Source organism: Enterobacter sp. 61D5 (assembly GCF_034107965.1).
Taxonomy (GTDB): Bacteria; Pseudomonadota; Gammaproteobacteria; order Enterobacterales; family Enterobacteriaceae; genus Enterobacter; species Enterobacter cloacae_M.
Window position 1 is genome coordinate 51,415 of record NZ_JAWNFK010000024.1, and the last position, 22,134, is coordinate 73,548.

19 protein-coding genes are annotated in these 22,134 nt (G+C 56.5%); 11 read left to right on the forward strand and 8 right to left on the reverse strand.

From position 1 onward, the window contains the following. Positions 1-13: 13 nt before the first annotated feature. From fhuA to hrpB, 3 genes are all read right to left on the reverse strand, one after another. Entirely contained in the window at positions 14-2,263 is a 2,250-nt protein-coding gene (gene fhuA / locus UTM25_RS19835; protein WP_194400704.1) for a ferrichrome porin FhuA, read from the reverse strand. Between the two features lie 236 nt (positions 2,264-2,499). Then, a complete protein-coding gene (gene mrcB, locus UTM25_RS19840) occupies positions 2,500-5,025 on the reverse strand; it encodes a bifunctional glycosyl transferase/transpeptidase (protein WP_194400706.1) in 2,526 nt (841 codons plus the stop codon). A gap of 144 nt (positions 5,026-5,169) precedes the next feature. Next, positions 5,170-7,599, reverse strand: a complete 2,430-nt coding sequence (hrpB, locus tag UTM25_RS19845) for an ATP-dependent helicase HrpB (RefSeq protein ID WP_194400708.1) — start codon at positions 7,597-7,599, stop codon at positions 5,170-5,172. A gap of 72 nt (positions 7,600-7,671) precedes the next feature. Here hrpB and thpR point away from each other — a divergent pair, with 72 nt between their 5' ends. From thpR to panD, 9 genes are all read left to right on the forward strand, one after another. Continuing rightward, complete coding sequence (thpR, locus tag UTM25_RS19850; protein WP_320715241.1) at positions 7,672-8,226, forward strand: RNA 2',3'-cyclic phosphodiesterase; 555 nt, start codon at positions 7,672-7,674, stop codon at positions 8,224-8,226. Further along, positions 8,216-8,920 carry a DNA/RNA nuclease SfsA gene (gene sfsA / locus UTM25_RS19855; RefSeq protein ID WP_194400712.1) on the forward strand — a complete coding sequence of 235 codons (705 nt, stop codon included), beginning with the start codon at positions 8,216-8,218 and terminating at the stop codon, positions 8,918-8,920. The genes thpR and sfsA overlap by 11 nt, the downstream gene beginning before the upstream one ends. 176 nt (positions 8,921-9,096) lie before the next feature. Then, positions 9,097-9,552: an RNA polymerase-binding protein DksA gene (dksA, locus tag UTM25_RS19860; protein ID WP_001155232.1), complete on the forward strand. Its 456-nt coding sequence runs from the start codon at positions 9,097-9,099 to the stop codon at positions 9,550-9,552. Between the two features lie 59 nt (positions 9,553-9,611). Next, the gene (gene gluQRS, locus UTM25_RS19865) at positions 9,612-10,502 is read left to right on the forward strand and encodes a tRNA glutamyl-Q(34) synthetase GluQRS (protein ID WP_194400714.1); all 891 of its coding nucleotides are present in this window, start codon (positions 9,612-9,614) and stop codon (positions 10,500-10,502) included. A 42-nt stretch (positions 10,503-10,544) separates the two neighbouring features. Beyond that, the gene (pcnB, locus tag UTM25_RS19870) at positions 10,545-11,942 is read left to right on the forward strand and encodes a polynucleotide adenylyltransferase PcnB (protein WP_072162357.1); all 1,398 of its coding nucleotides are present in this window, start codon (positions 10,545-10,547) and stop codon (positions 11,940-11,942) included. After that, entirely contained in the window at positions 11,939-12,418 is a 480-nt protein-coding gene (gene folK / locus UTM25_RS19875) for a 2-amino-4-hydroxy-6-hydroxymethyldihydropteridine diphosphokinase (protein ID WP_194400716.1), read from the forward strand. Before pcnB ends, folK begins: the two co-directional genes overlap by 4 nt. A gap of 123 nt (positions 12,419-12,541) precedes the next feature. Next, positions 12,542-13,333 (forward strand): 3-methyl-2-oxobutanoate hydroxymethyltransferase, encoded by a 792-nt coding sequence (gene panB / locus UTM25_RS19880; RefSeq protein WP_008501941.1) that lies wholly within the window; start codon positions 12,542-12,544, stop codon positions 13,331-13,333. Between the two features lie 11 nt (positions 13,334-13,344). Continuing rightward, complete coding sequence (gene panC / locus UTM25_RS19885; RefSeq protein ID WP_194400718.1) at positions 13,345-14,196, forward strand: pantoate--beta-alanine ligase; 852 nt, start codon at positions 13,345-13,347, stop codon at positions 14,194-14,196. 33 nt (positions 14,197-14,229) lie between these two features. After that, positions 14,230-14,610 carry an aspartate 1-decarboxylase gene (gene panD, locus UTM25_RS19890; RefSeq protein WP_006810068.1) on the forward strand — a complete coding sequence of 127 codons (381 nt, stop codon included), beginning with the start codon at positions 14,230-14,232 and terminating at the stop codon, positions 14,608-14,610. 3 nt (positions 14,611-14,613) lie between these two features. On the opposite strand, the gene UTM25_RS19895 is transcribed toward panD, so the two are convergent. The 4 genes from UTM25_RS19895 to UTM25_RS19910 form a co-directional block, all read right to left on the reverse strand. Next, entirely contained in the window at positions 14,614-15,861 is a 1,248-nt protein-coding gene (locus UTM25_RS19895; RefSeq protein ID WP_194400720.1) for a polysaccharide deacetylase family protein, read from the reverse strand. A gap of 62 nt (positions 15,862-15,923) precedes the next feature. Then, a complete protein-coding gene (locus UTM25_RS19900) occupies positions 15,924-16,364 on the reverse strand; it encodes a PTS sugar transporter subunit IIA (RefSeq protein WP_194400722.1) in 441 nt (146 codons plus the stop codon). Between the two features lie 104 nt (positions 16,365-16,468). Next, complete coding sequence (locus UTM25_RS19905) at positions 16,469-17,239, reverse strand: ABC transporter permease (RefSeq protein ID WP_023310428.1); 771 nt, start codon at positions 17,237-17,239, stop codon at positions 16,469-16,471. Beyond that, the gene (locus UTM25_RS19910) at positions 17,236-18,162 is read right to left on the reverse strand and encodes an ABC transporter ATP-binding protein (protein WP_003856300.1); all 927 of its coding nucleotides are present in this window, start codon (positions 18,160-18,162) and stop codon (positions 17,236-17,238) included. The genes UTM25_RS19905 and UTM25_RS19910 overlap by 4 nt, the downstream gene beginning before the upstream one ends. Before the next feature lie 107 nt (positions 18,163-18,269). Here UTM25_RS19910 and can point away from each other — a divergent pair, with 107 nt between their 5' ends. After that, positions 18,270-18,932 (forward strand): carbonate dehydratase, encoded by a 663-nt coding sequence (gene can / locus UTM25_RS19915; protein WP_008501947.1) that lies wholly within the window; start codon positions 18,270-18,272, stop codon positions 18,930-18,932. Between the two features lie 61 nt (positions 18,933-18,993). Here can and hpt read toward each other — a convergent pair whose 3' ends face one another. Then, the gene (gene hpt / locus UTM25_RS19920) at positions 18,994-19,530 is read right to left on the reverse strand and encodes a hypoxanthine phosphoribosyltransferase (protein WP_008501948.1); all 537 of its coding nucleotides are present in this window, start codon (positions 19,528-19,530) and stop codon (positions 18,994-18,996) included. A gap of 208 nt (positions 19,531-19,738) precedes the next feature. Between hpt and UTM25_RS19925 the strand changes: the two genes are divergently transcribed. Beyond that, entirely contained in the window at positions 19,739-22,129 is a 2,391-nt protein-coding gene (locus UTM25_RS19925; protein WP_194400724.1) for a glucose/quinate/shikimate family membrane-bound PQQ-dependent dehydrogenase, read from the forward strand. Positions 22,130-22,134 lie beyond the last annotated feature (5 nt).

The window sequence follows — 22,134 nt, forward strand, 5'->3', positions numbered from 1 at the left end:
GCCCGAAGAGAGATTAGAAGCGGAAGGTCGCGGTAGCAACAACCTGACGTTCAGCACCCCAGAAGCAGCCGTAGGTATTGAAGCAGCTAGCAACGTACTCACGATCGAACAGGTTGTTCACGTGCAGCGCCACGTTTGAGCCAGCCATGCCAACGCGTGCCAGATCGTATCTGACCAGCGCATCGACAACGGTATAGCTGCCCACCTTGAAGGAGTTCGCCGGATCGCCATAGCTTGAGCCCGTGTAACGCACGCCGGTACCCAGCGTCAGACCAGACAGCGCACCGTCAAACAGGGTGTAATCGCCCCACAACGATGCCATGTGTTTTGGCACCTGAGCAGGCGTGTTGCCTTTGTAGGTGGTGTCCGTGGTGTATTCCGCATCGGTGTAGGTATAAGACCCCACCAGGTTGACGCTCGCAGAGAGGGCCGCTTTCGCTTCCAGTTCTACGCCACGCGCGCGGATTTCACCGCCCTGAACCGAGAAGAAGGAGCCCGCCGGGTCCGCCATCAGGTTGTTGGTTTTGGTCAGCTGGTACAACGCACCGGTGATGACGATCGGACGATCGTTCGGCACGTATTTCACGCCCGCTTCGTACTGTTTGCCTTTAGACGGCGAGAACAGTTTGCCCTGGGCATCGGTCTGCGAAGCCGGTTCAAACGATTCGCTGTAGCTAAAGTACGGAGTTACGCCGTTATCAAACAGATAGTTAACGCCACCGCGCCAGGTGAACTGGGTATCATCACGTTTGGAGGTGGTGTTCGTCACGCGGTTATAGGATTCCTGATCGGCCCAGTCATAACGGCCGCCCAGGGTTACCAGCACTTTATCCCACTGAGCCTGATCCTGAACGTACAGCCCCGTCTGTTTCTGACGGTTGAGGATCTGATATGGACCGGAGGTCGCGGGATCTTTTGAACCGAAATCAAAATCGCTGTTTACCGGATTGTAGAGATCCAGCAGCGGAACAGAGTCGTCGTAACCGAACCAGGAGTTGATGTCATTTCGCATGCGCATAAAGTCAACGCCGGTCAGCAGGACGTGGTCCACCTCGCCGGTTGAGAATTTGCTCTGCAGCTGGGTATCAACGGTAAAGTTCTGCAGCTTTTCGTTATCGACAACGTATTTACGCGCCAGATAATGGCCTTTGTCCGATGGCGCTAGCGCGGCACACTGTTTGTTGCCGCTGTTTGCCGGGTCGGTACAGACGCCATAACCGTATACGCTGTTTTGCGAGGTTTTGTTCTCGGCAAACCGCAGGTTCTGACGCACGGTAAAGGTATCGTTGAACTCGTGGTCGAAGCTGTATCCCACCATTTTCTGGTTACGGGAATAGGTATTGTTCTTCGCGCCTTCGTTGAAGTTCGTCGGCAGACGATCGCCGTTCGGCAGCGGCTCAACCGTTCCCTCTTTTGGCAACCAGCCGTAGTAACCCGTTTCAGGCTCGTTCTGGAAGTAGGAGAGGAACGTGAAGGTGGTTTTATCATCCGGACGCCAGGAGAACGATGGCGCGATCGCGTAACGCTGCTCTTCCGCCCGCTCCTGCTGAGCGTTATTAGAACGCGCAACGCCCGTTAAGCGATAAGAGTAAACGCCGTCGTCGTCGATCGCATCGCTAAAGTCAAACCCGGTCTGGAACAGGCTATCCGTGCCGACTTTGAACTGGATCTCTTTCAGCGGCTCGGTTGTTGGGCGCTTACTGACCATGTTCAGCAAACCGCCCGGGCTGCTTTTGCCGTACAGAACGGAAACCGGACCGCGCATGATTTCGGCGCGCTCCAGCATATAAGGATCAATCACCGCGTCGTTATAGAAGTTCCCCTGCATTTTCATGCCGTCGAGGTAGTTATTCTGCGTCTGACCATCGGCCGCGAAGCCGCGGATGATCAAATAGTCATAGGTGTTAGACGCGCCGCGCGTGCCTACCGCAACGCCCGGCGTATAGCTCAGGGCTTCTTTCACCGAGCGCGGCTGATGCAGCGCCATCTCTTCGGCCGTGACCACAGAAATAGACTGCGGAACCTTTTGAATAGGGGTATCCGTTTTGGTTCCGGTCGCGGATTGCCGTGCGGCGATGGTCGCAGCAGGCCCCCAGGCACTTTCCTGTGCCGCAGGTGCTGCGGTTACCGTAATGGTTTCTTCTTTTTTCGGGGTTTCGGCCGCGTGAGCATAAGCAGACATGCCGGCAACCGCTGTGGCGACGACGACCGCGAGCTTACGCAGCGACGTGTTCATTGGCTGAGCAGTATTGGAAAGCGCCATGTTGAATCTCTGATGTGAAAGTGAATGATAACGTAAACGAGAATTATTATTATGAGCGCCAGAATAATATGCGAAACGCTGGTTGCATAGCAAGCAGTAAGCGGCCCTATGAGAATTAAGGGTTTAAGAAATCATCAAGAGAAAACGAAGGGTTAATCAGAGTTAAAGCGAGGGTTAACGAAATGAGGTCTACGGGTAAAAAAAAGCCCCCTTCCCGGGAAGAGGGCTTTAAAAGGTTAGTTACCGCCGAACATGTCTTTAATCCAGCCCGCGACACCGTCGCTGTCTTTCTTCTCATTCTGCTGCTGCGGCTGTTGCTGCTGCGGCTGCTGTGGCTGAGAAGACTGGTCGAACGGGTTACCCGTTGGCTGTTCCGGCTGGCTTTGCTGGCACAGCGAGTCCGGGTTAGCGGTCCAGACAGGCAGCGTTCGCATCCCGCCGCCGCAGACGAAGTTACCGGAGCTGTCCACGCCCATATCGACGATATCTTCCGGCGCGACCAGATTCAGCGGCACAGGAGACTGATTCGCCAGATAGCGCTGGTAAATCGACATCGCCCCGCTCGCGCCGTACAGCTTGGTCGGCTGGTTGTTGTCGCGGCCTACCCAGGTGATCACCACTTCACGGCCATCAATACCGGCAAACCAGGTATCAACGTTGTTGTTGGTGGTCCCGGTTTTACCCGCCAGATGGAGACCCGGATACTTCGCTCCCAGCTGGCGCCCGGTGCCGCGCTGCACGACCTGCTGCATCGTCCACAGCGTCATATAGGCGGCCTGAGCAGGAACGGCACGCTCCGCCTGCGGGAAGCTCTGATACAGCACGGAGCCATCTTCGGCAATCACCGAACGCAGGGCTGAAAGCGGCGCACGGTTACCGCCGCTGGCAATGGTCTGGAACGCCTGGGCGACTTCGATCGGCGTCAGGTTAAGCGCACCGAGGATCATCGCCGGCACCGGGTGCAGCTGATCTTTCGCCACGCCCAGTTTTTGCCAGGTATCGACAATCGCTGGCAGGCCCAGCGACATACCCAGGTTCACCGTCGGCACGTTCATGGAACGGGTCAACGCATCCACCAGCATGACCTGGCCGCTGAACTGTTTATCATCGTTCTGCGGTGACCAGACCTGGCCGTTAGGCTGGCGCAGGGAGATAGGCGCATCCGCAATCCAGGTGTTCAGGCGATACTGATTTGGCTGGCTCAGGGCTGTGAGGTAGGTTGCCGGTTTTGCCAGAGAGCCGATTGAGCGACGCGCCTGCATGGCGCGGTTGTAGCCTGCAAACTGCGGCTCGGCACCGCCCACCATGGCGCGAACTTCACCGGAGTTACGGTCAACCACCACCATCGCGGTTTCCAGATCGCTCAGCTTACGCTGTTTCTTCAGCGCCGGAATGCCCTCAACGGCCGCTTTTTCGGCCGCATCCTGCGCCACGGAGTCAAAGGTGGTGAAGATCTTCACGCCGGAGAGATCTTTGACCTTATCACCGAGCTTGCTTTGCAGCTCCTGACGCACCAGCTGCATAAATGCAGGCTGAGGCGAAATCACGCCACCGCGCGGCTGAACGCCGAGGGGACGCGCGCTCAGCATGTCGTACAGCTCCTGGTCAATCACCTGCTGCTGTTGCAGCAGACGCAGAACGAGGTTACGACGCTCCAGCGCCAGTTTCGGGTTACGCCACGGGTTATAGATGGACGCCCCTTTCACCATGCCCACCAGCAGCGCCTGCTGGTCCAGGCTCAGCTCTTCCACCGGACGGCCAAAGTAGTACAGGCTCGCCAGAGGGAAGCCGCGGATTTCGTTATCGCCGCTCTGACCGAGGTACACCTCGTTCATGTACAGCTCAAGGATACGATCCTTGCTGTAGCGCGCATCCATCAGCACGGCCATGTAGGCTTCGTTCGCTTTACGCCAGTAAGAGCGTTCGCTGGAGAGGAACAGGTTCTTCACCAGCTGCTGGGTCAGCGTACTCGCCCCCTGCACGGTGCGACCGGCAGTCAGGTTAGCCAGTACCGCACGACCAATCGAGTAGAGGCTGATGCCATCGTGCTCGTAGAAGTGACGGTCTTCGGTTGCCAGCAGGGTATCAACCAGCAGATCCGGGAAGCCGTTACGCGCCACGAACAGGCGCTGCTCGCCGTTTGCTGACGAAAGCATGGTGATCAGACGCGGATCGAGGCGGAAGAAACCGAACTGACGGTTGTTATCCATGTTCTCGATGGTGTCCAGACGATCGCCGTCAAAGGTCAGACGCGCGCGCACCTGTCCTTCTTTGCTGTCCGGGAAATCAAACGGGCGACGGATCATCTCAATGCTGTTGGACTGCACGGTAAATTCGCCAGGACGGGTCATTTTAGACACCTGACGATACTGGGTGGCTTCCAGCAGTTTGACCATCTCGTTCCTGGTGATGGACATATCTGGCTCAAGGTTCACCATACGGCCATACACTGCCGCAGGTAGCTGCCACACTTTACCGTCGATACGGCTGCGGATCTTCTGATCCAGATACACGCCGTAAATCGCCATCAGCACGACAAAAACAATAAACAGCTTCAGCAGCAGCCAGAACCAGCCGCGTTTGCCCCGAGGCTTACGCCCTTTGCCTTTTCCATTACGCGGCATCGGTTCTTCATCCTCATAATCGTCTTCATAGTCATCGTCATAGTCCTCATCTCTGAGGCGACGACGGCTTACCTTTTCTTTCGCCGGACGCGTTGGTTTTCCCTTACGTCCTATTGGCTCGCGGTCATTCCCCGCCATGCTTTTTCTCCGCAACTTTCAGGCGCAAAGGCCAGATTTTCTTTTCTTTCACAGGCCTGTGAAAGAAGAAATCTCTCAAAATTTGTTTTCTCCCTCTCCCCGTGGGAGAGGGGCGGGGTGAGGGCATCAGGCCGCACTCCCCTTTTACGAATATTTCTTCGTTCGCCGCGTCGGCGCCGTATTCGCCGGATCGTCCGGCCAGACATGTTTGGGATATCGCCCCTTCATCTCTTTCTGCACTTCACGGTAGCTTCCCGCCCAGAACGCCCCCAGATCTCGGGTGATTTGTAATGGACGATGCGCAGGCGACAGCAGCTCAAGCACTAACGGCACACGCCCTTCCGCAATGGACGGAGTGGTGGCTTCACCAAACATCTCCTGCATCCGAACCGCCAGCGCCGGCGGATTATCCTCATGATAACGGATGACAATCCGGCTTCCGGTCGGCACAGTGTAATGCCCTGGCAGTTCACTATCCAGACGTTGACGTAATGACCAGTCCAGTAAATTCTGTAACGCGGTCTTAACATCAAGCGCCTTAAGGGCTCGCAGAGAGTGTACGCCGCTCATTTGCGGCAGTAGCCAGCGCTCAAGCGTAGCGAGCAGCGTCTCGTCATCCACCGCAGGCCAACTATATTCCGGTAGCCATTTCGCGGCGCAGTGCAGACGAATGCGGTACTGCTCCGCTTCCGGCGTCCAGTTCAGGGCGCTCAGCCCTTTTTCGCGAATTCCGTTCAGCATCGCCTGGTGAAGCTCGTCTTCCGACGGCTTCGCCAGCGGCTTCGTCCCAAGCGTCAACTTGCCAATCTGGCTGCGACGAAAGGCCTTCAGCGTGCCCTGGGCGTCATCCCATTCCACGGTATCAGATTGCTGAAGCAGCTGCGGACAGGCACGCGTCAGGGCGTCAATCTCTACGGCAATCGCCTGCAGGATACGCGCATCCGGAGAATGGCTGCCCTGCAGCAACAGCGGGGCGATCAGCCATTCGTGACGCGTCAGCGCATCATCGCTGTCCAGCATCGCCCCCATGCCGTTTGCCAGCTGGTAGCGACCGTCCAGCCCGCGCCGACGCGCAATCCTGTCCGGGAAGGCCTGTGCCAGCAGGAAGGCAATCTTATCGCTGTCAGGCGCACCTCCCCTGCTATTCAGGCGTTTGCACAGCTGCTGCGCCCGCTGCTGCCAGTTCCCCTGGCTGCGCGAAAACGCCTGCCCCAGATCGCTGCTGCCACCGCGAGGCGGCTCCTCAAGAATAGCCGCCAGTTTTGCCGCCGTGGCAATTTCATCATCCCCTTGCGCGGCCACCAGCATCGCGGCCAGACGCGGATCGTTGCCCAGCGCCGCCATTTTCTGGCCGCGCGCCGTCAGACGCTCGCCTTCCAGCGCGCCGAGCTGGGTCAGCAGGGTGCGCGCAGCGGTGAGGTTTACTACAGGGGGAGGATTAAGCCAGGTGAGCTGCTCAGGGTTCGGGCAGCCCCACTGGAGCAGATCCATCACCAGACCAGACAAATCGCTTTGTAAAATTTCCGGCGTGCTTTGCTGTGCAGCGCGTTCAGCCTGCTCCGCGCTGGTCAAATGCAGGCATATGCCCGGCTCAAGACGCCCCGCGCGGCCCGCGCGCTGCACCATCGACGCCTGGCTGATGCGCTGCGTCAGGAGTTTAGTCAGCCCGGTACGCGGATCAAAGCTTGCCACCCTCTCCTGCGCGCTATCCACCACCAGGCGAATCCCTTCAATGGTCAAACTGGTCTCAGCAATGTTGGTTGCCAGCACCACCTTGCGCTGCCCCGCCGGGGCCGGAAGGATGGCTTTACGCTGATCCTGTAGCGACAACGCGCCGTAGAGCGGGCAAAGCAGCACGTCGCCGCCTACGCGGGTAGAAAGCTGCTCCTGCACGCGCTGAATTTCACCGACGCCCGGCAAAAATAGCAGCAGGGAACCCGCTTCCTGGCGCAGCAGCTCAGCCGTGGCAATGGCGATGGCCTCGTCAAAACGCTGATGGGAGGGAAGCGGCTGATAGCGGCGTTCAACCGGAAACGCCCGCCCTTCCGAGCTGATGACCGGTGCATTGGGTAATGCCTGTCGTAGCCGCTCGTTATCCAGCGTGGCCGACATAATAAGCAGCCGGAGATCGTCGCGTAGCCCCTGCTGCACGTCCAGCAATAGCGCGAGGGCCAGATCCGCCTGCAGGCTGCGCTCGTGGAATTCATCGAGGATCACCAGCCCGACGCCGGTCAGCTCCGGATCGTTTTGCAGCATGCGGGTGAGAATACCCTCGGTGACCACTTCAAGACGCGTGGTCTGGCCAACGCAGGTCTCGGCACGCATCCTGTAACCTACCGTTTCGCCCGGTTTTTCATTCAGCAGTTCCGCCAGACGCTGCGCCACGTTGCGCGCGGCCAGCCTGCGCGGCTCCAGCAGGATAATTTTCCCGCTGATGTTTCCGTCTTTCAGAATCTGCAGCGGCAGCCAGGTGGACTTGCCCGCGCCCGTAGGGGCATTCAGCAAAACCTGCGGGGCATGGTGTAAGGCAGCGAGAAGCTCAGGAAGAATGACGGCGACCGGCAATGAGGACACTAACAGCTCCAAGGGTTAACATTAGTCGGCGTACATTGTAGCATCGGCGCATATCATTACCGAGTCCTCCGTATGCCTGAGTCGAAACGGCTGTTTTTTGCCATTGAATTGCCCACCACAATACAGCGTCAAATTGTTCTCTGGCGCGCCGATTGCTTTCCGCCGGAAGCGGGCCGCCCAGTCGCGGCGGCCAACCTGCACCTGACGCTGGCCTTTTTGGGCGACGTCAGTGCCGAAAAACAGCGGGCGTTAGCCGCAATGGCCGGGCGTATTGCCCAGCCGGAATTTACGCTGCAACTCGACAACGCGGGTCAGTGGCTGCGTTCGCGCGTGGTGTGGCTGGGAACGCGCCAGCCGCCGCGCGGATTATTGCAGCTGGCGAATATGCTGCGCGCCCAGGCGGCGCGCAGCGGCTGTTATCAGAGCCCACAGCCGTTTCATCCACATATCACGCTGCTGCGCGATGCCGGTCAGGCCGTTGCCATCCCGCCGCCGGGTTTTCACTGGGCCTTTCCGGTCAACGCATTCGCGCTTTACGAATCCGTCTTTGCACAGGGACGCACCCGCTATACGCCGCTACAGCGCTGGACGCTGGGCAATACCGAAAGGAATTCTGATGAAGTTTAGTCCTCCCCTGCAGCACGCCACGCTTATCCAACGCTACAAACGCTTCCTCGCCGACGTGATCACCCCCGAAGGGGTTCAGCTCACCCTGCACTGCCCCAATACCGGCGCCATGACGGGGTGTGCGACGCCGGGTGACAGGGTCTGGTATTCCACATCAGAAAATAGTAAACGCAAATATGCCCATACCTGGGAAGTGACCGAAACACAAAACGGGGCATTTATTTGCGTTAATACCCAGAGCGCAAATCAGCTGGTTAAGGAAGCGCTGACCCTTGGCACCATTCCCGAACTGGTGGGATATGGCACCCATAAAAGTGAAGTGAAATATGGCGATGAAGGCAGCAGAATTGACTTCATGTTACAGGCGGAAGACAGGCCCGAGTGCTATATTGAAGTAAAATCAGTGACGTTAGCGGAACAGGAAAATGGCTACTTCCCGGATGCGGTAACGCTACGTGGCCAGAAGCATCTGCGAGAGCTAATGAGTGTTGCGGCGGCGGGCAAACGCGCCGTATTGCTGTTTGCGGTGTTGCATTCAGCCATTGAACGTTTCTCCCCTGCCCGCCATATTGATCCTAAATACGCGCAATTGTTGAATGAGGCACAAAAGCAGGGGGTAGAGGTTTTCGCTTATAAAGCGGAACTTTCTGCCGATAATATGACTCTGAGATCCTCTCTTCCCATTGTCTTATAAGGGATTAGACGATTGTCGAATAAGTGTTCTGGCCGCGTGCGCAAATACGCTTTTCCTCACAGGCTTGTCAAGTGTTACGTTTAGATAATTGCCATACGGAAAAGCATCTGCTATTTATAGCGACCTGATTTTTCCCCCAACACGGGGATCGATAGTGCGTGTTAAGGAGAAGCAACATGCAAGAAGGGCAAAACCGTAAAACATCGTCCCTGAGTATTCTCGCCATCGCTGGGGTGGAGCCGTATCAAGAGAAGCCGGGCGAAGAGTATATGAACGAAGCCCAGCTGTCGCACTTCAAGCGTATTCTTGAAGCATGGCGTAATCAACTCAGGGATGAAGTCGATCGCACCGTTACTCATATGCAGGATGAAGCTGCTAACTTCCCGGATCCGGTAGACCGTGCCGCTCAGGAAGAAGAGTTCAGCCTCGAACTGCGTAACCGTGACCGCGAACGCAAACTGATCAAAAAGATCGAGAAAACGCTGAAAAAAGTCGAAGACGAAGATTTTGGCTACTGCGAATCCTGCGGTGTTGAAATTGGCATTCGTCGCCTGGAAGCGCGTCCAACCGCCGATCTGTGCATCGACTGTAAAACGCTGGCCGAAATCCGCGAAAAACAGATGGCCGGTTAATACCAGCGCTGTTTACACACTCCAAAGGCGGGAGTCTCTCCCGCCTTGTTACTGTTGATATGTCTGAATCACACTATATTGGGCGCTTCGCGCCATCTCCTTCCGGTGAATTACACTTCGGCTCATTAATTGCCGCGCTCGGCAGCTACCTGCAGGCTCGCGCCCGCCTGGGAAAATGGCTTGTCCGCATTGAAGATATTGACCCCCCGCGTGAAGTTCCCGGTGCTGCAGAGACGATTCTGCGTCAGCTGGAACATTACGGTCTTCACTGGGATGACGAGGTGCTTTGGCAGTCAAAACGTCACGATGCCTATCGGGAACGTCTGGCCTGGCTTCGCGATCGGGGGCTTTCCTATAACTGCACCTGCACCCGCGCGCGTATCCAGAGCGTGGGGGGCGTCTATGACGGCCACTGCCGCACGCTTAATCTTCCCCCGGAAAATGCCGCCGTGCGTATAAAACAGCGCTCGCCGGTGACGCGCTTTACCGATTTACTCTCCGGTGAGATTCATGCCGATGAACGCCTGGCGCGTGAGGATTTTATTATTCACCGCCGTGACGGCCTGTTTGCCTATAACCTGGCGGTGGTCGTCGACGATCGTTTTCAGGGCGTGACGGAAATTGTGCGCGGGGCGGATCTGGTCGAACCGACCGTGCGACAAATATCGCTGTATCACCAGTTTGGCTGGACGGCACCGGACTACATTCATCTGCCGCTGGCGGTCAATGCGCAGGGCTTTAAATTGTCAAAGCAGAACCACGCCCCGGCCCTGCCAGACGGCGATCCGCGTCCTGTTTTGATCGACGCGCTGCGATTTCTCAACCAGAATGTATCCAAAGAATGGCAGGATCTGCGTATTGACGAACTGCTGAAAATGGCCATTGCCAACTGGACGCTCGCGGCAGTGCCAAAAATCCAGCATTCTCAAATGCGTTGCGCTGAGCTATGATTAGCCGCTTTTTTCATAACAAAACACACTACGAGGTGTACCATTTTTACCCGAGTCGCTAATTTTTGCCGTAAAGTGCTAAGCCGCGAAGAGAGCATGGCGAACGATGCTATTGCACAGCCACACATGTCGGTTATTCCGCGTGAGCAGCACACTATTTCCCGCAAAGATATCAGTGAAAATGCCCTCAAGGTGCTCTATCGTCTGAATAAAGCGGGCTACGAGGCCTATCTCGTGGGCGGTGGAGTACGTGATTTACTGCTGGGCAAAAAACCAAAAGATTTCGACGTGACGACCAGCGCCACGCCTGAGCAGGTGCGCAAATTATTCCGCAACTGCCGTCTCGTTGGCCGCCGTTTCCGTCTGGCTCACGTGATGTTTGGCCCGGAAATTATCGAAGTGGCGACCTTCCGCGGCCACCACGAAGCCGGCGCATCCGATCGCACCACGTCACAGCGCGGCCAGAACGGCATGCTGCTGCGTGACAATATCTTCGGCTCTATCGAAGAAGATGCCCAGCGTCGCGACTTCACCATCAACAGCCTTTATTACAGCGTGGCGGATTTTACCGTGCGCGATTACGTCGGCGGCATGCAGGACCTGAAAGAAGGTCTGATCCGTCTGATCGGCACGCCGGAAACGCGCTATCGCGAAGATCCCGTGCGTATGCTGCGCGCCGTGCGTTTCGCCGCCAAGCTCAATATGCGCATCAGCCCGGAAACGGCAGAGCCGATTCCGCGCCTGGCGACGCTGATTAACGACGTGCCGCCTGCACGCCTGTTTGAAGAGGCGCTGAAGCTGCTGCAGGCTGGACACGGCTTTGAAACCTACAATCTGCTGCGCGAATACAACCTGTTCCAGCCCCTGTTCCCGACCATTACCCGCTACTTTACCGAAAGTGGTGACAGCCCAATGGAGCGGATGATTGCGCAGGTGCTGAAAAATACCGATACCCGTATTCGCAACGACATGCGCGTCAATCCGGCGTTCCTGTTTGCGGCGATGTTCTGGTATCCGCTGCTCGAAACGGCCCAGCGAATTACCCAGGAGAGCGGGCTTGCATACTATGATGCCTTCGCGCTGGCCGCAAACGACGTGCTGGACGAAGGGTGCCGTACGCTCGCTATTCCAAAACGCATTACCACGCTGGTGCGCGATATCTGGCAGCTTCAGCTGCGCATGTCCCGTCGTCAGGGCAAACGCGCCTGGAAGCTGATGGAGCATCCAAAATTCCGCGCCGCCTTCGATCTGCTGTCGCTGCGTGCTGAAATTGAACGCAACCAGGAGCTGCAGCGCCTGGCGCAGTGGTGGGCCGAATTCCAGGTCTCAGCACCGCCGGAGCAAAAAGACATGCTCACCGGGCTGGATGAAGAGCCGGAACCACGTCGCCGCCATCGTCGTCCGCGCAAACGCGCGCCGCGTCGTGAAGGGACAGCATGACCCTCGCGTATATCGCCATCGGCAGCAATTTAGCCTCTCCGCTGGAGCAGGTGAACGCTGCCGTACAGGCGCTGGGGGAGATCCCGCAAAGCAAGATCGTGGCGGTCTCCTCTTTCTACCGTACCCCGCCGCTGGGTCCGCAGGATCAGCCTGATTATCTGAACGCCGCCGTGGTGCTGGAAACCGCTCTGAATGCCGAAACGCTGCTGAATAACACCCAGCGCATCGAACTGCAGCAGGGCCGCGTACGCAAAGCCGAGCGCTGGGGACCGCGCACGCTGGACCTCGACATTATGCTGTTTGGTCGCGAGACCATTAACACTGAACGTCTCACCATTCCGCATTACGACATGAAAAATCGCGGGTTTATGCTCTGGCCGCTGTTTGAAGTCGCCCCCGATCTCATCTTCCCGGATGGCATCCCACTCCGGACCATTCTGGACAACCTCAACGCGGAAAGACCCGCCCGCTGGTGATCCGGTTCCCCTGCCGATTAACCTCAAAATAATTGTGGCTAACCGGTTACCTAAAATCATTGTTCCCCCGAATGTTACTGTTAGAATGCGCAAAGATTCGCTTTTGGGCTATCAGGAAACAGTATGAAACCAACCACCATCTCCTTACTGCAGAAATGCAAACAGGAAAAAAAACGCTTCGCCACCATCACCGCGTATGACTACAGCTTCGCCAAACTCTTTGCCGAAGAGGGTATCAACGTCATGCTGGTCGGAGATTCGTTAGGGATGACGGTACAAGGACATGATTCCACCCTGCCGGTCACGGTTGAGGATATCGCTTACCATACACGTGCGGTGCGCCGTGGGGCTCCAGCCTGCCTGCTGCTTTCCGATCTGCCGTTTATGGCCTATGCCACGCCGGAGCAGGCATTCGAAAACGCGGCAGCGGTTATGCGTGCCGGTGCCAATATGGTCAAAATTGAAGGCGGCGCCTGGCTGGTGGATACGGTGAAGATGCTCACCGAGCGCGCCGTGCCGGTGTGCGGCCATTTGGGCTTGACGCCGCAGTCCGTCAACATCTTTGGTGGATATAAAGTGCAGGGCCGCGGTGACGCCGCCCAGACGCTGCTGGATGATGCTCTGGCGCTGGAAGCCGCAGGTGCACAGCTGCTGGTGCTGGAGTGCGTGCCGGTTGAGCTGGCGAAACGCATCACCGACGCCCTGTCGATTCCGGTGATTGGTATTGGCGCGGGCAACGTGACCGACGGTCAGATTCTGGTGATGCATGACGCCTTTGGCATCACCGGCGGGCATATTCCCAAGTTTGCCAAAAATTTCCTCGCCGAAGCGGGCGACATGCGCGCTGCGGTCAGGCAGTATATTGCCGACGTTGAATCCGGTGTTTACCCGGGTGAAGAACACAGTTTCCATTAAGGAGTCTCGTTGTGCTAATCATTGAAACCCTGCCGCTGCTTCGCCAGCATATCCGCCGCGCGCGTCAGGAAGGTAAACGTATCGCACTGGTCCCAACTATGGGCAACCTGCATGACGGCCATATGAAGCTGGTTGACGAAGCAAGAGCCCGTGCAGATATCGTGGTGGTCAGTATCTTCGTTAACCCAATGCAGTTTGACCGCGCCGACGACCTGGTACGCTATCCGCGCACCCTGCAGGAAGATTGCGAGAAGCTCAAAAAACGCCATGCGGATATTGTCTTCTCTCCGGCACCGGCGGATGTCTATCCTCAGGGTACCGATGAGGCCACTTACGTTGACGTACCGGGCATTTCCACCATGCTGGAAGGCGCAAGCCGCCCGGGTCATTTCCGCGGCGTATCGACCATCGTCAGCAAGCTGTTCAACCTGGTGCAGCCGGACGTTGCCTGCTTCGGTGAGAAAGATTTCCAGCAGCTGGCGCTGATCCGCAAGATGGTTGCGGACATGGGTTACGATATCGAGATTGTCGGCGTACCGATTGTACGCGCGAAAGACGGTCTGGCGCTCAGCTCGCGAAATGGCTACCTGACCGCGGACCAGCGTAAAATCGCGCCGGGCTTAAGCAAGGTCATGAACACCATGGCAGAACAGCTGCTGGCGAAAGAGTTAACGGCCGAAGAGATTATTGCTCTGGCTGAACAGGCGCTGAACGATAAAGGCTTCCGCGCTGATGATATTCAAATTCGCGATGCCGACACGCTTCTGGAGCTTACACAGACCAGCAAACGTGCGGTCATTCTGGTGGCGGCATGGCTTGGTCAGGCCCGCCTAATCGACAACAAAGTGGTTGAACTGGCGTAGGTTTCTCTACCCGGAAGATGAAAGGTAAACGTAATGATTCGCAAAATGCTGCAAGGTAAGCTTCACCGTGTGAAAGTCACCCAGGCCGACCTGCACTATGAAGGCTCCTGCGCCATCGACCAGGATTTCCTTGATGCTGCGGGCATCCTTGAAAACGAAGCGATTGATATCTGGAACGTTAACAACGGCAAACGTTTCTCAACCTACGCCATCGCCGCCGAGCGCGGGTCTAAAATCATCTCCGTTAACGGCGCGGCAGCGCACTGCGCGGACGTGGGCGATATTGTGATTATCGCCAGCTTCGTGATGATGTCTGATGAAGAAGCACGCCGCTGGCAGCCGAAAGTTGCCTACTTTGAAGGCGACAACGACATGAAACGTACCGCGAAGGCGATTCCGGTTCAGGTTGCTTAAGCACTATCCCTGCGGCTGATTGCTGATCAGCCGCGACATTGTCTCCAGCGAATCCGTTCTTAAGATGTACAGGCGTTTCAGCAAGAACGGATTATCCCCCGGCTTCACCTTCCCTTTTACCGTCGTCACCGCCAGATGAAAACCGGCGTCATTCGCCGCCTTTATCGCTTTATTGTCGTAGCCGCCAAACGGATAGGAAAGATAGAGCACGCGTGGATTAAACTGCGCCAGCGCGCGACGCGAGCGTTCAAAATCAAACAAAATCACGTGATAGCTGCGGCTCAGTAAAATCGGGTGTTTATACCCATCCACGCGGTGCAGGAAGTGGGTGTGAGACTGAATATCGAACACATCCTGAATCCCCTTAATCTCCTGCACGCTCATAAACTGCAGCGATTTTGGATCCCACTTCTGCGGATGGCCTTTTATACGGGAAGAGATAATAAACGCGGTAGCCTTGAAGCCATACTCTTTCAGCAAAGGATAGGCATAGCGGCTGACGGATTTCAGGCCGTCGTCAAAGGTAATCACCACCGATTTTGCAGGCAGGTTCATTTTGTTACGCACGTACCCTTCAAGCTGGTACATCGTCAGGGTGGTATAGCCCTGATCGCGTAGCCAGGCCATCTGGTTGTTGAACGCTCGTACGCTGGTGGTCGTGGACGTATGTCGAAAACGGGTGTTCTCTTCATCACGCAGAATATGATGGTAGGTCAGAACCGGAAGTCCGTTATCTTCCTGCGCATCCAGGCTGCTGATCCACGCCAGACGATTGCCGATGCGGATCTGGAACCAGGTCTGATTCAGACGGTCTTTCAGTTTATTCAGTATGGGATAGCGCAGATTGGCGCTTAAGGTGCCGAAAGGCGCGCTGCCGCTCGACGGCGCGTTATACACCGGCGTGTCTTTCCAGGTAATGAGGTTCTGATTGCTCAGGGGCTTATTGAGATCCCCGAGGCTGTCCTCGACGCGCTGTTTCCCCTGAACCGGCTCCAGGTGCCCCTTGTCGATAAACCCCGTGCCAAAACCGAAGCGAAATTCGTAGTAGTCCGCCGCTGCGGGCACAACGGCCAGGATCTGCCCGGCGCGGACGTTACCGACGTTGATCACGCTGTTCCCCACCTGCGCCCAGATCGCCGCGTCTTCGGTGGTTTGCATGTACTGGGCAGGCAGCGTGTGCTGACTGAGTAAACTGGCTGAGCTGACGCCGGAAATGAGCATCAATAGCAAGAAAAGAATGCGCGGTAGCATGGTGTCTTAATCGGTGCGGAAAACTGCCGCTATTGTAACAAATGAGACATCAATACCAACGTTTAATTCTTATACAAATCGTGGAGCAGGACGAAGGGAGGATTTTTTTGCTGCTGATGCCACAAGCTGCTGACGCCCGGAACGCCCTGCGCCACGATGGCCTGGCGAAACTCAGCGCTGCTTAAGGATCCACGCTGCGGATACATTAACGCCAGCAGGGAGAGGTTAATACCCGAGATCACTTCACAGCACGCGTGCTTATGGCTCAGCAACGCGGCTGCGCGGTAAGGCGCCGCGCCCGATTTATCGGTAAGAAAAATCACGCCATCGCCGTTGTCCGTTTCATGCAGGGCATCGCACATCATGCGGCTCAGCATGTTGGTGCTCAACCCGCGCCAGTAGTTTACCGCCCGGCACTGCACCAGCGGGCCAAATCTGGCTTCAAGCTTATCCAGCATTTCCTGCGCCTGCTCATCGTGGCAGGTGATAACCCATCCCAGCATAACTCCCTCCTTAGCAGGCAAGTAGTTTAGCGGAGTGAAGGTTAGCTTACGGTGATAACTGTCAAAGAAAGTGCCCGGCAAACAGAACGTCGCCGGGCAAAAGATTAGCTGCGCAGCCCGCGTCCGCGCTGGATCAGCGACCAGCAGAGCAGGTAGAAGGCGATGATAAACACCACCAGCACAGCCACCGTGGTAAACAGCGGCACATCGGTGATGCCGAGGAAGCCAAAGCGGAAGCCGCTGATCATGTAGACAATCGGGTTCAGGTGCGACAGCGCCTGCCAGAACGGTGGCAGCAGCGTCAGGGAGTAGAACACCCCGCCGAGATAGGTCAGCGGCGTCAGCACGAAGGTCGGGATCAGGCTGATGTCGTCAAACGTTTTGGCGAACACGGCGTTCAGCAGACCGGCCAGCGAGAACAGGATCGCCGTCAGGAGCAGCGTCAGCGCGACAAACAGCCACGAGTGGACCTGGAACGGCACGAAGAACAGCGAAATCGCCGTGACCAGGATCCCCACGCACAGCCCGCGCGCCACGCCGCCGCCAACATAGCCCGCGATAATGACGTGCGTCGGCACCGGCGCGACCAGAAGCTCTTCAATATTGCGCTGGAACTTGGCGCTGAAGAATGACGACGCCACGTTGGCATAGGCGTTGGTGATCACCGCCATCATAATCAGGCCCGGCACGATAAACTGCATATAGGTAAAGCCGTGCATTTCACCAATCCGGGAACCAATCAGGTTACCGAAGATGATGAAATAGAGCGTCATCGTGATGACCGGCGGCACCAGGGTTTGCACCCAGATACGCATAAAGCGGTTGATCTCTTTCGCCCAGATACTTTTCAGCGCGACCCAGTAAAGATGCGTCATGCCTTGTCTCCTTGTTTGTCATGTACCAGAGAGACAAACAGCTCTTCCAGTCGGTTCGCTTTGTTACGCATACTTAAAACCTGAATCCCCTGCGCGCTCAGCTGTGAGAACACGCTGTTAATCCCCTGCTCGCGCAGCACTTCCACTTCCAGCGTCGAGGTATCCACCAGACGATAGTTGTAGCCTTCAAGTTTTGGCAGCGCGCTTTTCGCCGCCAGATCGAGAATGAAGGTTTCGGATTTCAGCTTGGAGAGCAGATTCTTCATTGAGGTGTTCTCCACCAGCTCGCCGTGCTGAATGATGCCGATGTTGCGGCACAGCATTTCAGCCTCTTCCAGGTAGTGGGTGGTCAGAATAATGGTGGTGCCTTTATCGTTGAGATCTTTCAGGAAGCCCCACATGGAACGACGAAGTTCGATATCAACACCCGCAGTCGGCTCATCGAGGATCAGCAGCTTTGGCTCGTGCATCAGCGCACGGGCAATCATCAGGCGGCGCTTCATGCCGCCGGACAACATGCGCGCGCGTTCGTTACGCTTTTCCCACAGATCGAGCTGCTTAAGATATTTTTCGCTACGCTCGAGGGCCTCTTTACGCTCAACGCCGTAATAGCCCGCCTGGTTAACGACAATTTGCTGCACCGTCTCGAACGGGTTGAAGTTGAACTCCTGCGGTACCAGCCCCAGCTGGCGCTTGGCGTTCACCACATCTTTTTGCAGGTCGTACCCAAAGACGCTCACCCGGCCGGACGTTTTATTGACCAGCGAGCTGATAATCCCAATGGTGGTCGATTTCCCCGCCCCGTTCGGCCCCAGAAGCGCGTAAAAATCACCGGCCTCTACTTTCAGATCTATTCCGCGTAGCGCCTGAACGCCACCCGGATAGGTTTTTTTAAGCTGCTCAAGCTCCAGTGCAATTGCCATGAAATTAACTTACCTTCAGTTCTGACACACGTTGTGTGGTTTCATTAAAAGTCGGGTTACCCTATAGTAGCGCAACGCAATAACTCGGTTACAGGTCGCTAACCTCCATGAACAACATAGATACACTCATCAGCAACAATGCACTATGGTCAAAAATGCTGGTGGAGGAAGACCCCGGATTTTTTGGAAAACTCGCGCAGGCTCAGAACCCACGCTTTCTCTGGATTGGATGTTCCGACAGCCGCGTACCGGCGGAGCGCCTGACCGGCCTTGAACCCGGCGAACTGTTTGTTCACCGCAATGTCGCCAATCTCGTGATTCACACCGATCTCAACTGTCTTTCTGTTGTTCAGTATGCCGTGGACGTTCTGCAAGTCGAGCACATCATCATTTGCGGCCATTATGGCTGCGGCGGCGTGCAGGCGGCGGTTGAAAACACGGAACTGGGGCTCATTGATAACTGGCTACTGCACATCCGCGATATCTGGTTCAAACATAGCTCACTGCTGGGCGAAATGCCGCAGGAGCGTCGCATGGATACCCTTTGCGAACTCAACGTGATGGAGCAGGTATATAACCTGGGCCACTCAACGATCATGCAATCAGCGTGGAAACGCGGGCAGAAGGTCTCTATCCACGGCTGGGCGTACGGTATTCACGATGGCCTGCTGCGCAATCTGGAAGTGACCGCCACCAACCGCGAAACGCTCGAGCAGCGTTACCGTTCGGGGATTGCCAACCTTCAGCTTAAGCATGTGAACCATAAATAAAGCCGGGGATGTTCTCCCTCTCCCTGTGGGAGAGGGCCGGGGCTAAGGCATTAGCCCGCCATTACTCGTCCAGCAATACCACTTTCCCCACATACGGCAGATGACGATAACGCTGCGCGTAGTCAATGCCGTAACCGACGACGAATTCGTCAGGAATCGAGAAGCCCACGAACTCTACCGGCACCTGCACTTCACGGCGGTCAGGTTTATCCAGCAGCGTACAAATCGCCAGAGATTTTGGCTCGCGCAGGCTCAGGATCTCGCGCACTTTTGACAGCGTGTTGCCGGAGTCGATGATGTCCTCAACGATCAACACATCTTTGCCACGAATATCTTCATCCAGATCTTTCAGGATTTTCACATCACGGGTAGTGGACATGCCGCTGCCGTAGCTGGAGGCGGTCATAAAATCGACCTCATGGGGCACATGCACTTCACGGCACAGGTCTGCCATGAACATGAAAGAGCCGCGCAATAGACCGACCAGCACCATTTCGCTGCCGCTGTCCTTGTAATGTTCGGTGATTTGACGACCCAGTTCGGCGATACGCGCTTTGATCTCGGCTTCCGGGATCATCACTTCAACAGTATGTTTCATATTACTAACCAAATGATTTTAGTGAAAATCTCTCAATACGGATGAGTTAATATCCAGCACTGATACGCAAGCCAGCCATTATATCAGCAAATGGATAAGCCTGGCGTATGAGTTATAAAAAGCAAATATTGTGATTCCGATCACACTTGTTAATACCTATAATTAGTTGCTAGCAAATTATTAACAAAAACTGACGAGTACACTTTCTATGGCTGAAACAAACTCTAAACAGCCGCGTCTACTGGTGACATTAACAGCAGCGTTCGCAGCCTTCTGCGCGCTGTATCTGTTAATCGGTGGCGTCTGGCTGGTCGCTTTAGGCGGCTCCTGGTACTACCCGATTGCGGGTCTGGTTATGGTTGCCGTAACCGTCCTGCTGTTGCGTAGAAAACAATCTGCACTGTGGCTGTATGCCGCCCTCCTTCTTGCCACCATGATCTGGGGCGTCTGGGAAGTCGGGTTCGACTTCTGGGCACTGACGCCACGCAGCGACATCCTGGTCTTCTTTGGCATCTGGCTGATCCTGCCGTTCGTCTGGCGTCGCCTGATTGTGCCTTCCAGCGGTGCGGTAGCGGGCCTGGTTGTTGCCCTGCTTATTACCGGCGGCATTCTGACCTGGGCCGGTTTTAACGACCCGCAGGAGATCAACGGTACGCTGAACGCAGAATCCACGCCTGCGGCGGCTATCTCCCAGGTCGCTGACGGCGACTGGCCTGCATATGGCCGTAATCAGGAAGGTCAACGCTACTCTCCGCTGAAGCAGATCAACGCGGACAACGTTAAAAACCTGAAGGAAGCCTGGGTATTCCGTACCGGCGACCTGAAGATGCCGAACGATCCGGGCGAGCTGACCAACGAAGTGACCCCGATTAAAGTCGGCAACATGCTCTACCTGTGTACGGCGCACCAGCGTCTGTTCGCGCTCGACGCGGCCACCGGTAAAGAGAAATGGCACTTCGATCCGCAGCTGAACTCCAACCCGTCGTTCCAGCACGTGACCTGCCGTGGCGTCTCTTACCACGAAGCGCGTGCCGATAATGCCAGCCCGGAAGTCATCGCCGACTGCCCGCGCCGCATTATGCTGCCGGTGAACGATGGCCGTCTGTTCGCCATCAACGCCGAAACGGGCAAGCTGTGCGAAACCTTTGCCAACAAAGGTATTCTGAACCTGCAGACCAACATGCCGGACACCACGCCGGGTCTGTATGAGCCAACCTCGCCGCCAATCATCACCGATAAAACCATCGTGATTGCCGGTTCGGTAACGGACAACTTCTCCACGCGTGAAACCTCCGGCGTTATCCGTGGTTTCGACGTGAACACCGGTAAACTGCTGTGGGCCTTCGACCCGGGCGCGAAAGATCCAAACGCGATCCCGTCGGACGAGCACACCTTTACCTTTAACTCACCAAATTCCTGGGCACCGGCGGCGTATGACGCGAAGCTGGACCTGGTCTACCTGCCGATGGGCGTAACCACGCCGGATATCTGGGGCGGTAACCGCACGCCGGAGCAGGAGCGTTATGCGAGCGCTATCGTGGCGCTGAACGCGACCACCGGTAAGCTGGCGTGGAGCTACCAGACCGTTCACCACGATCTGTGGGATATGGATATGCCGTCCCAGCCGACGCTGGCGGATATTACCGTTGATGGCAAAACCGTTCCGGTGATTTACGCGCCGGCCAAGACGGGCAACATCTTCGTGCTGGATCGCAGCAACGGTAAGCTGGTTGTGCCAGCACCGGAAAAACCGGTTCCGCAGGGCGCGGCAAAAGGCGATTACGTCAGCAAAACCCAGCCGTTCTCTGACCTGAGCTTCCGTCCGAAGAAAGACCTCAGCGGTGCGGACATGTGGGGCGCCACCATGTTTGACCAGCTGGTGTGCCGCGTGATGTTCCACCAGCTGCGCTATGAAGGCATCTTCACGCCACCGTCTGAGCAGGGCACGCTGGTCTTCCCGGGTAACCTGGGGATGTTCGAATGGGGCGGGATCTCCGTTGACCCTAACCGTCAGGTGGCGATTGCCAACCCGATGGCGCTGCCGTTCGTTTCCCGCCTCATCCCACGCGGTCCTGGCAACCCAATGGAGCAACCGAAAGACGCGAAAGGCAGCGGTACCGAAGCCGGCATTCAGCCGCAGTACGGCGTGCCGTTTGGCGTAACGCTGAACCCGTTCCTGTCGCCGTTTGGTCTGCCGTGTAAACAGCCTGCCTGGGGTTATATCTCCGGTCTGGATCTGAAAACTAACCAGATCGTATGGAAAAAACGTATTGGTACGCCACAGGACAGCATGCCGTTCCCGATGCCTGTTCCGGTGCCGTTCAATATGGGTATGCCAATGCTGGGTGGCCCAATCTCCACCGCCGGTAACGTGCTGTTCATCGCGGCAACCGCAGATAACTACCTGCGCGCGTACAACATGACCAACGGTGAAAAACTGTGGCAGGGCCGTCTGCCGGCGGGTGGACAGGCCACGCCGATGACCTATGAAGTGAATGGCAAGCAGTACGTTGTCATCTCTGCCGGCGGTCACGGTTCGTTTGGCACGAAGATGGGCGACTATATTGTCGCGTATGCACTGCCGGATGAAAGTAAGTAACTGAA

Excerpts from the sequence above, each read along its gene's own strand:
- fhuA (WP_194400704.1), bottom strand. The coding sequence starts at position 2,263 with ATGGCGCTTTCCAATACTGCTCAGCCAATGAACACGTCGCTGCGTAAG.
- mrcB (WP_194400706.1), bottom strand. The coding sequence starts at position 5,025 with ATGGCGGGGAATGACCGCGAGCCAATAGGACGTAAGGGAAAACCAACG.
- thpR (WP_320715241.1), top strand. The coding sequence starts at position 7,672 with ATGCCTGAGTCGAAACGGCTGTTTTTTGCCATTGAATTGCCCACCACA.
- sfsA (WP_194400712.1), top strand. The coding sequence starts at position 8,216 with ATGAAGTTTAGTCCTCCCCTGCAGCACGCCACGCTTATCCAACGCTAC.
- dksA (WP_001155232.1), top strand. The coding sequence starts at position 9,097 with ATGCAAGAAGGGCAAAACCGTAAAACATCGTCCCTGAGTATTCTCGCC.
- gluQRS (WP_194400714.1), top strand. The coding sequence starts at position 9,612 with ATGTCTGAATCACACTATATTGGGCGCTTCGCGCCATCTCCTTCCGGT.
- folK (WP_194400716.1), top strand. The coding sequence starts at position 11,939 with ATGACCCTCGCGTATATCGCCATCGGCAGCAATTTAGCCTCTCCGCTG.
- panB (WP_008501941.1), top strand. The coding sequence starts at position 12,542 with ATGAAACCAACCACCATCTCCTTACTGCAGAAATGCAAACAGGAAAAA.
- panD (WP_006810068.1), top strand. The coding sequence starts at position 14,230 with ATGATTCGCAAAATGCTGCAAGGTAAGCTTCACCGTGTGAAAGTCACC.
- UTM25_RS19895 (WP_194400720.1), bottom strand. The coding sequence starts at position 15,861 with ATGCTACCGCGCATTCTTTTCTTGCTATTGATGCTCATTTCCGGCGTC.
- UTM25_RS19900 (WP_194400722.1), bottom strand. The coding sequence starts at position 16,364 with ATGCTGGGATGGGTTATCACCTGCCACGATGAGCAGGCGCAGGAAATG.
- UTM25_RS19905 (WP_023310428.1), bottom strand. The coding sequence starts at position 17,239 with ATGACGCATCTTTACTGGGTCGCGCTGAAAAGTATCTGGGCGAAAGAG.
- UTM25_RS19910 (WP_003856300.1), bottom strand. The coding sequence starts at position 18,162 with ATGGCAATTGCACTGGAGCTTGAGCAGCTTAAAAAAACCTATCCGGGT.
- can (WP_008501947.1), top strand. The coding sequence starts at position 18,270 with ATGAACAACATAGATACACTCATCAGCAACAATGCACTATGGTCAAAA.
- hpt (WP_008501948.1), bottom strand. The coding sequence starts at position 19,530 with ATGAAACATACTGTTGAAGTGATGATCCCGGAAGCCGAGATCAAAGCG.
- UTM25_RS19925 (WP_194400724.1), top strand. The coding sequence starts at position 19,739 with ATGGCTGAAACAAACTCTAAACAGCCGCGTCTACTGGTGACATTAACA.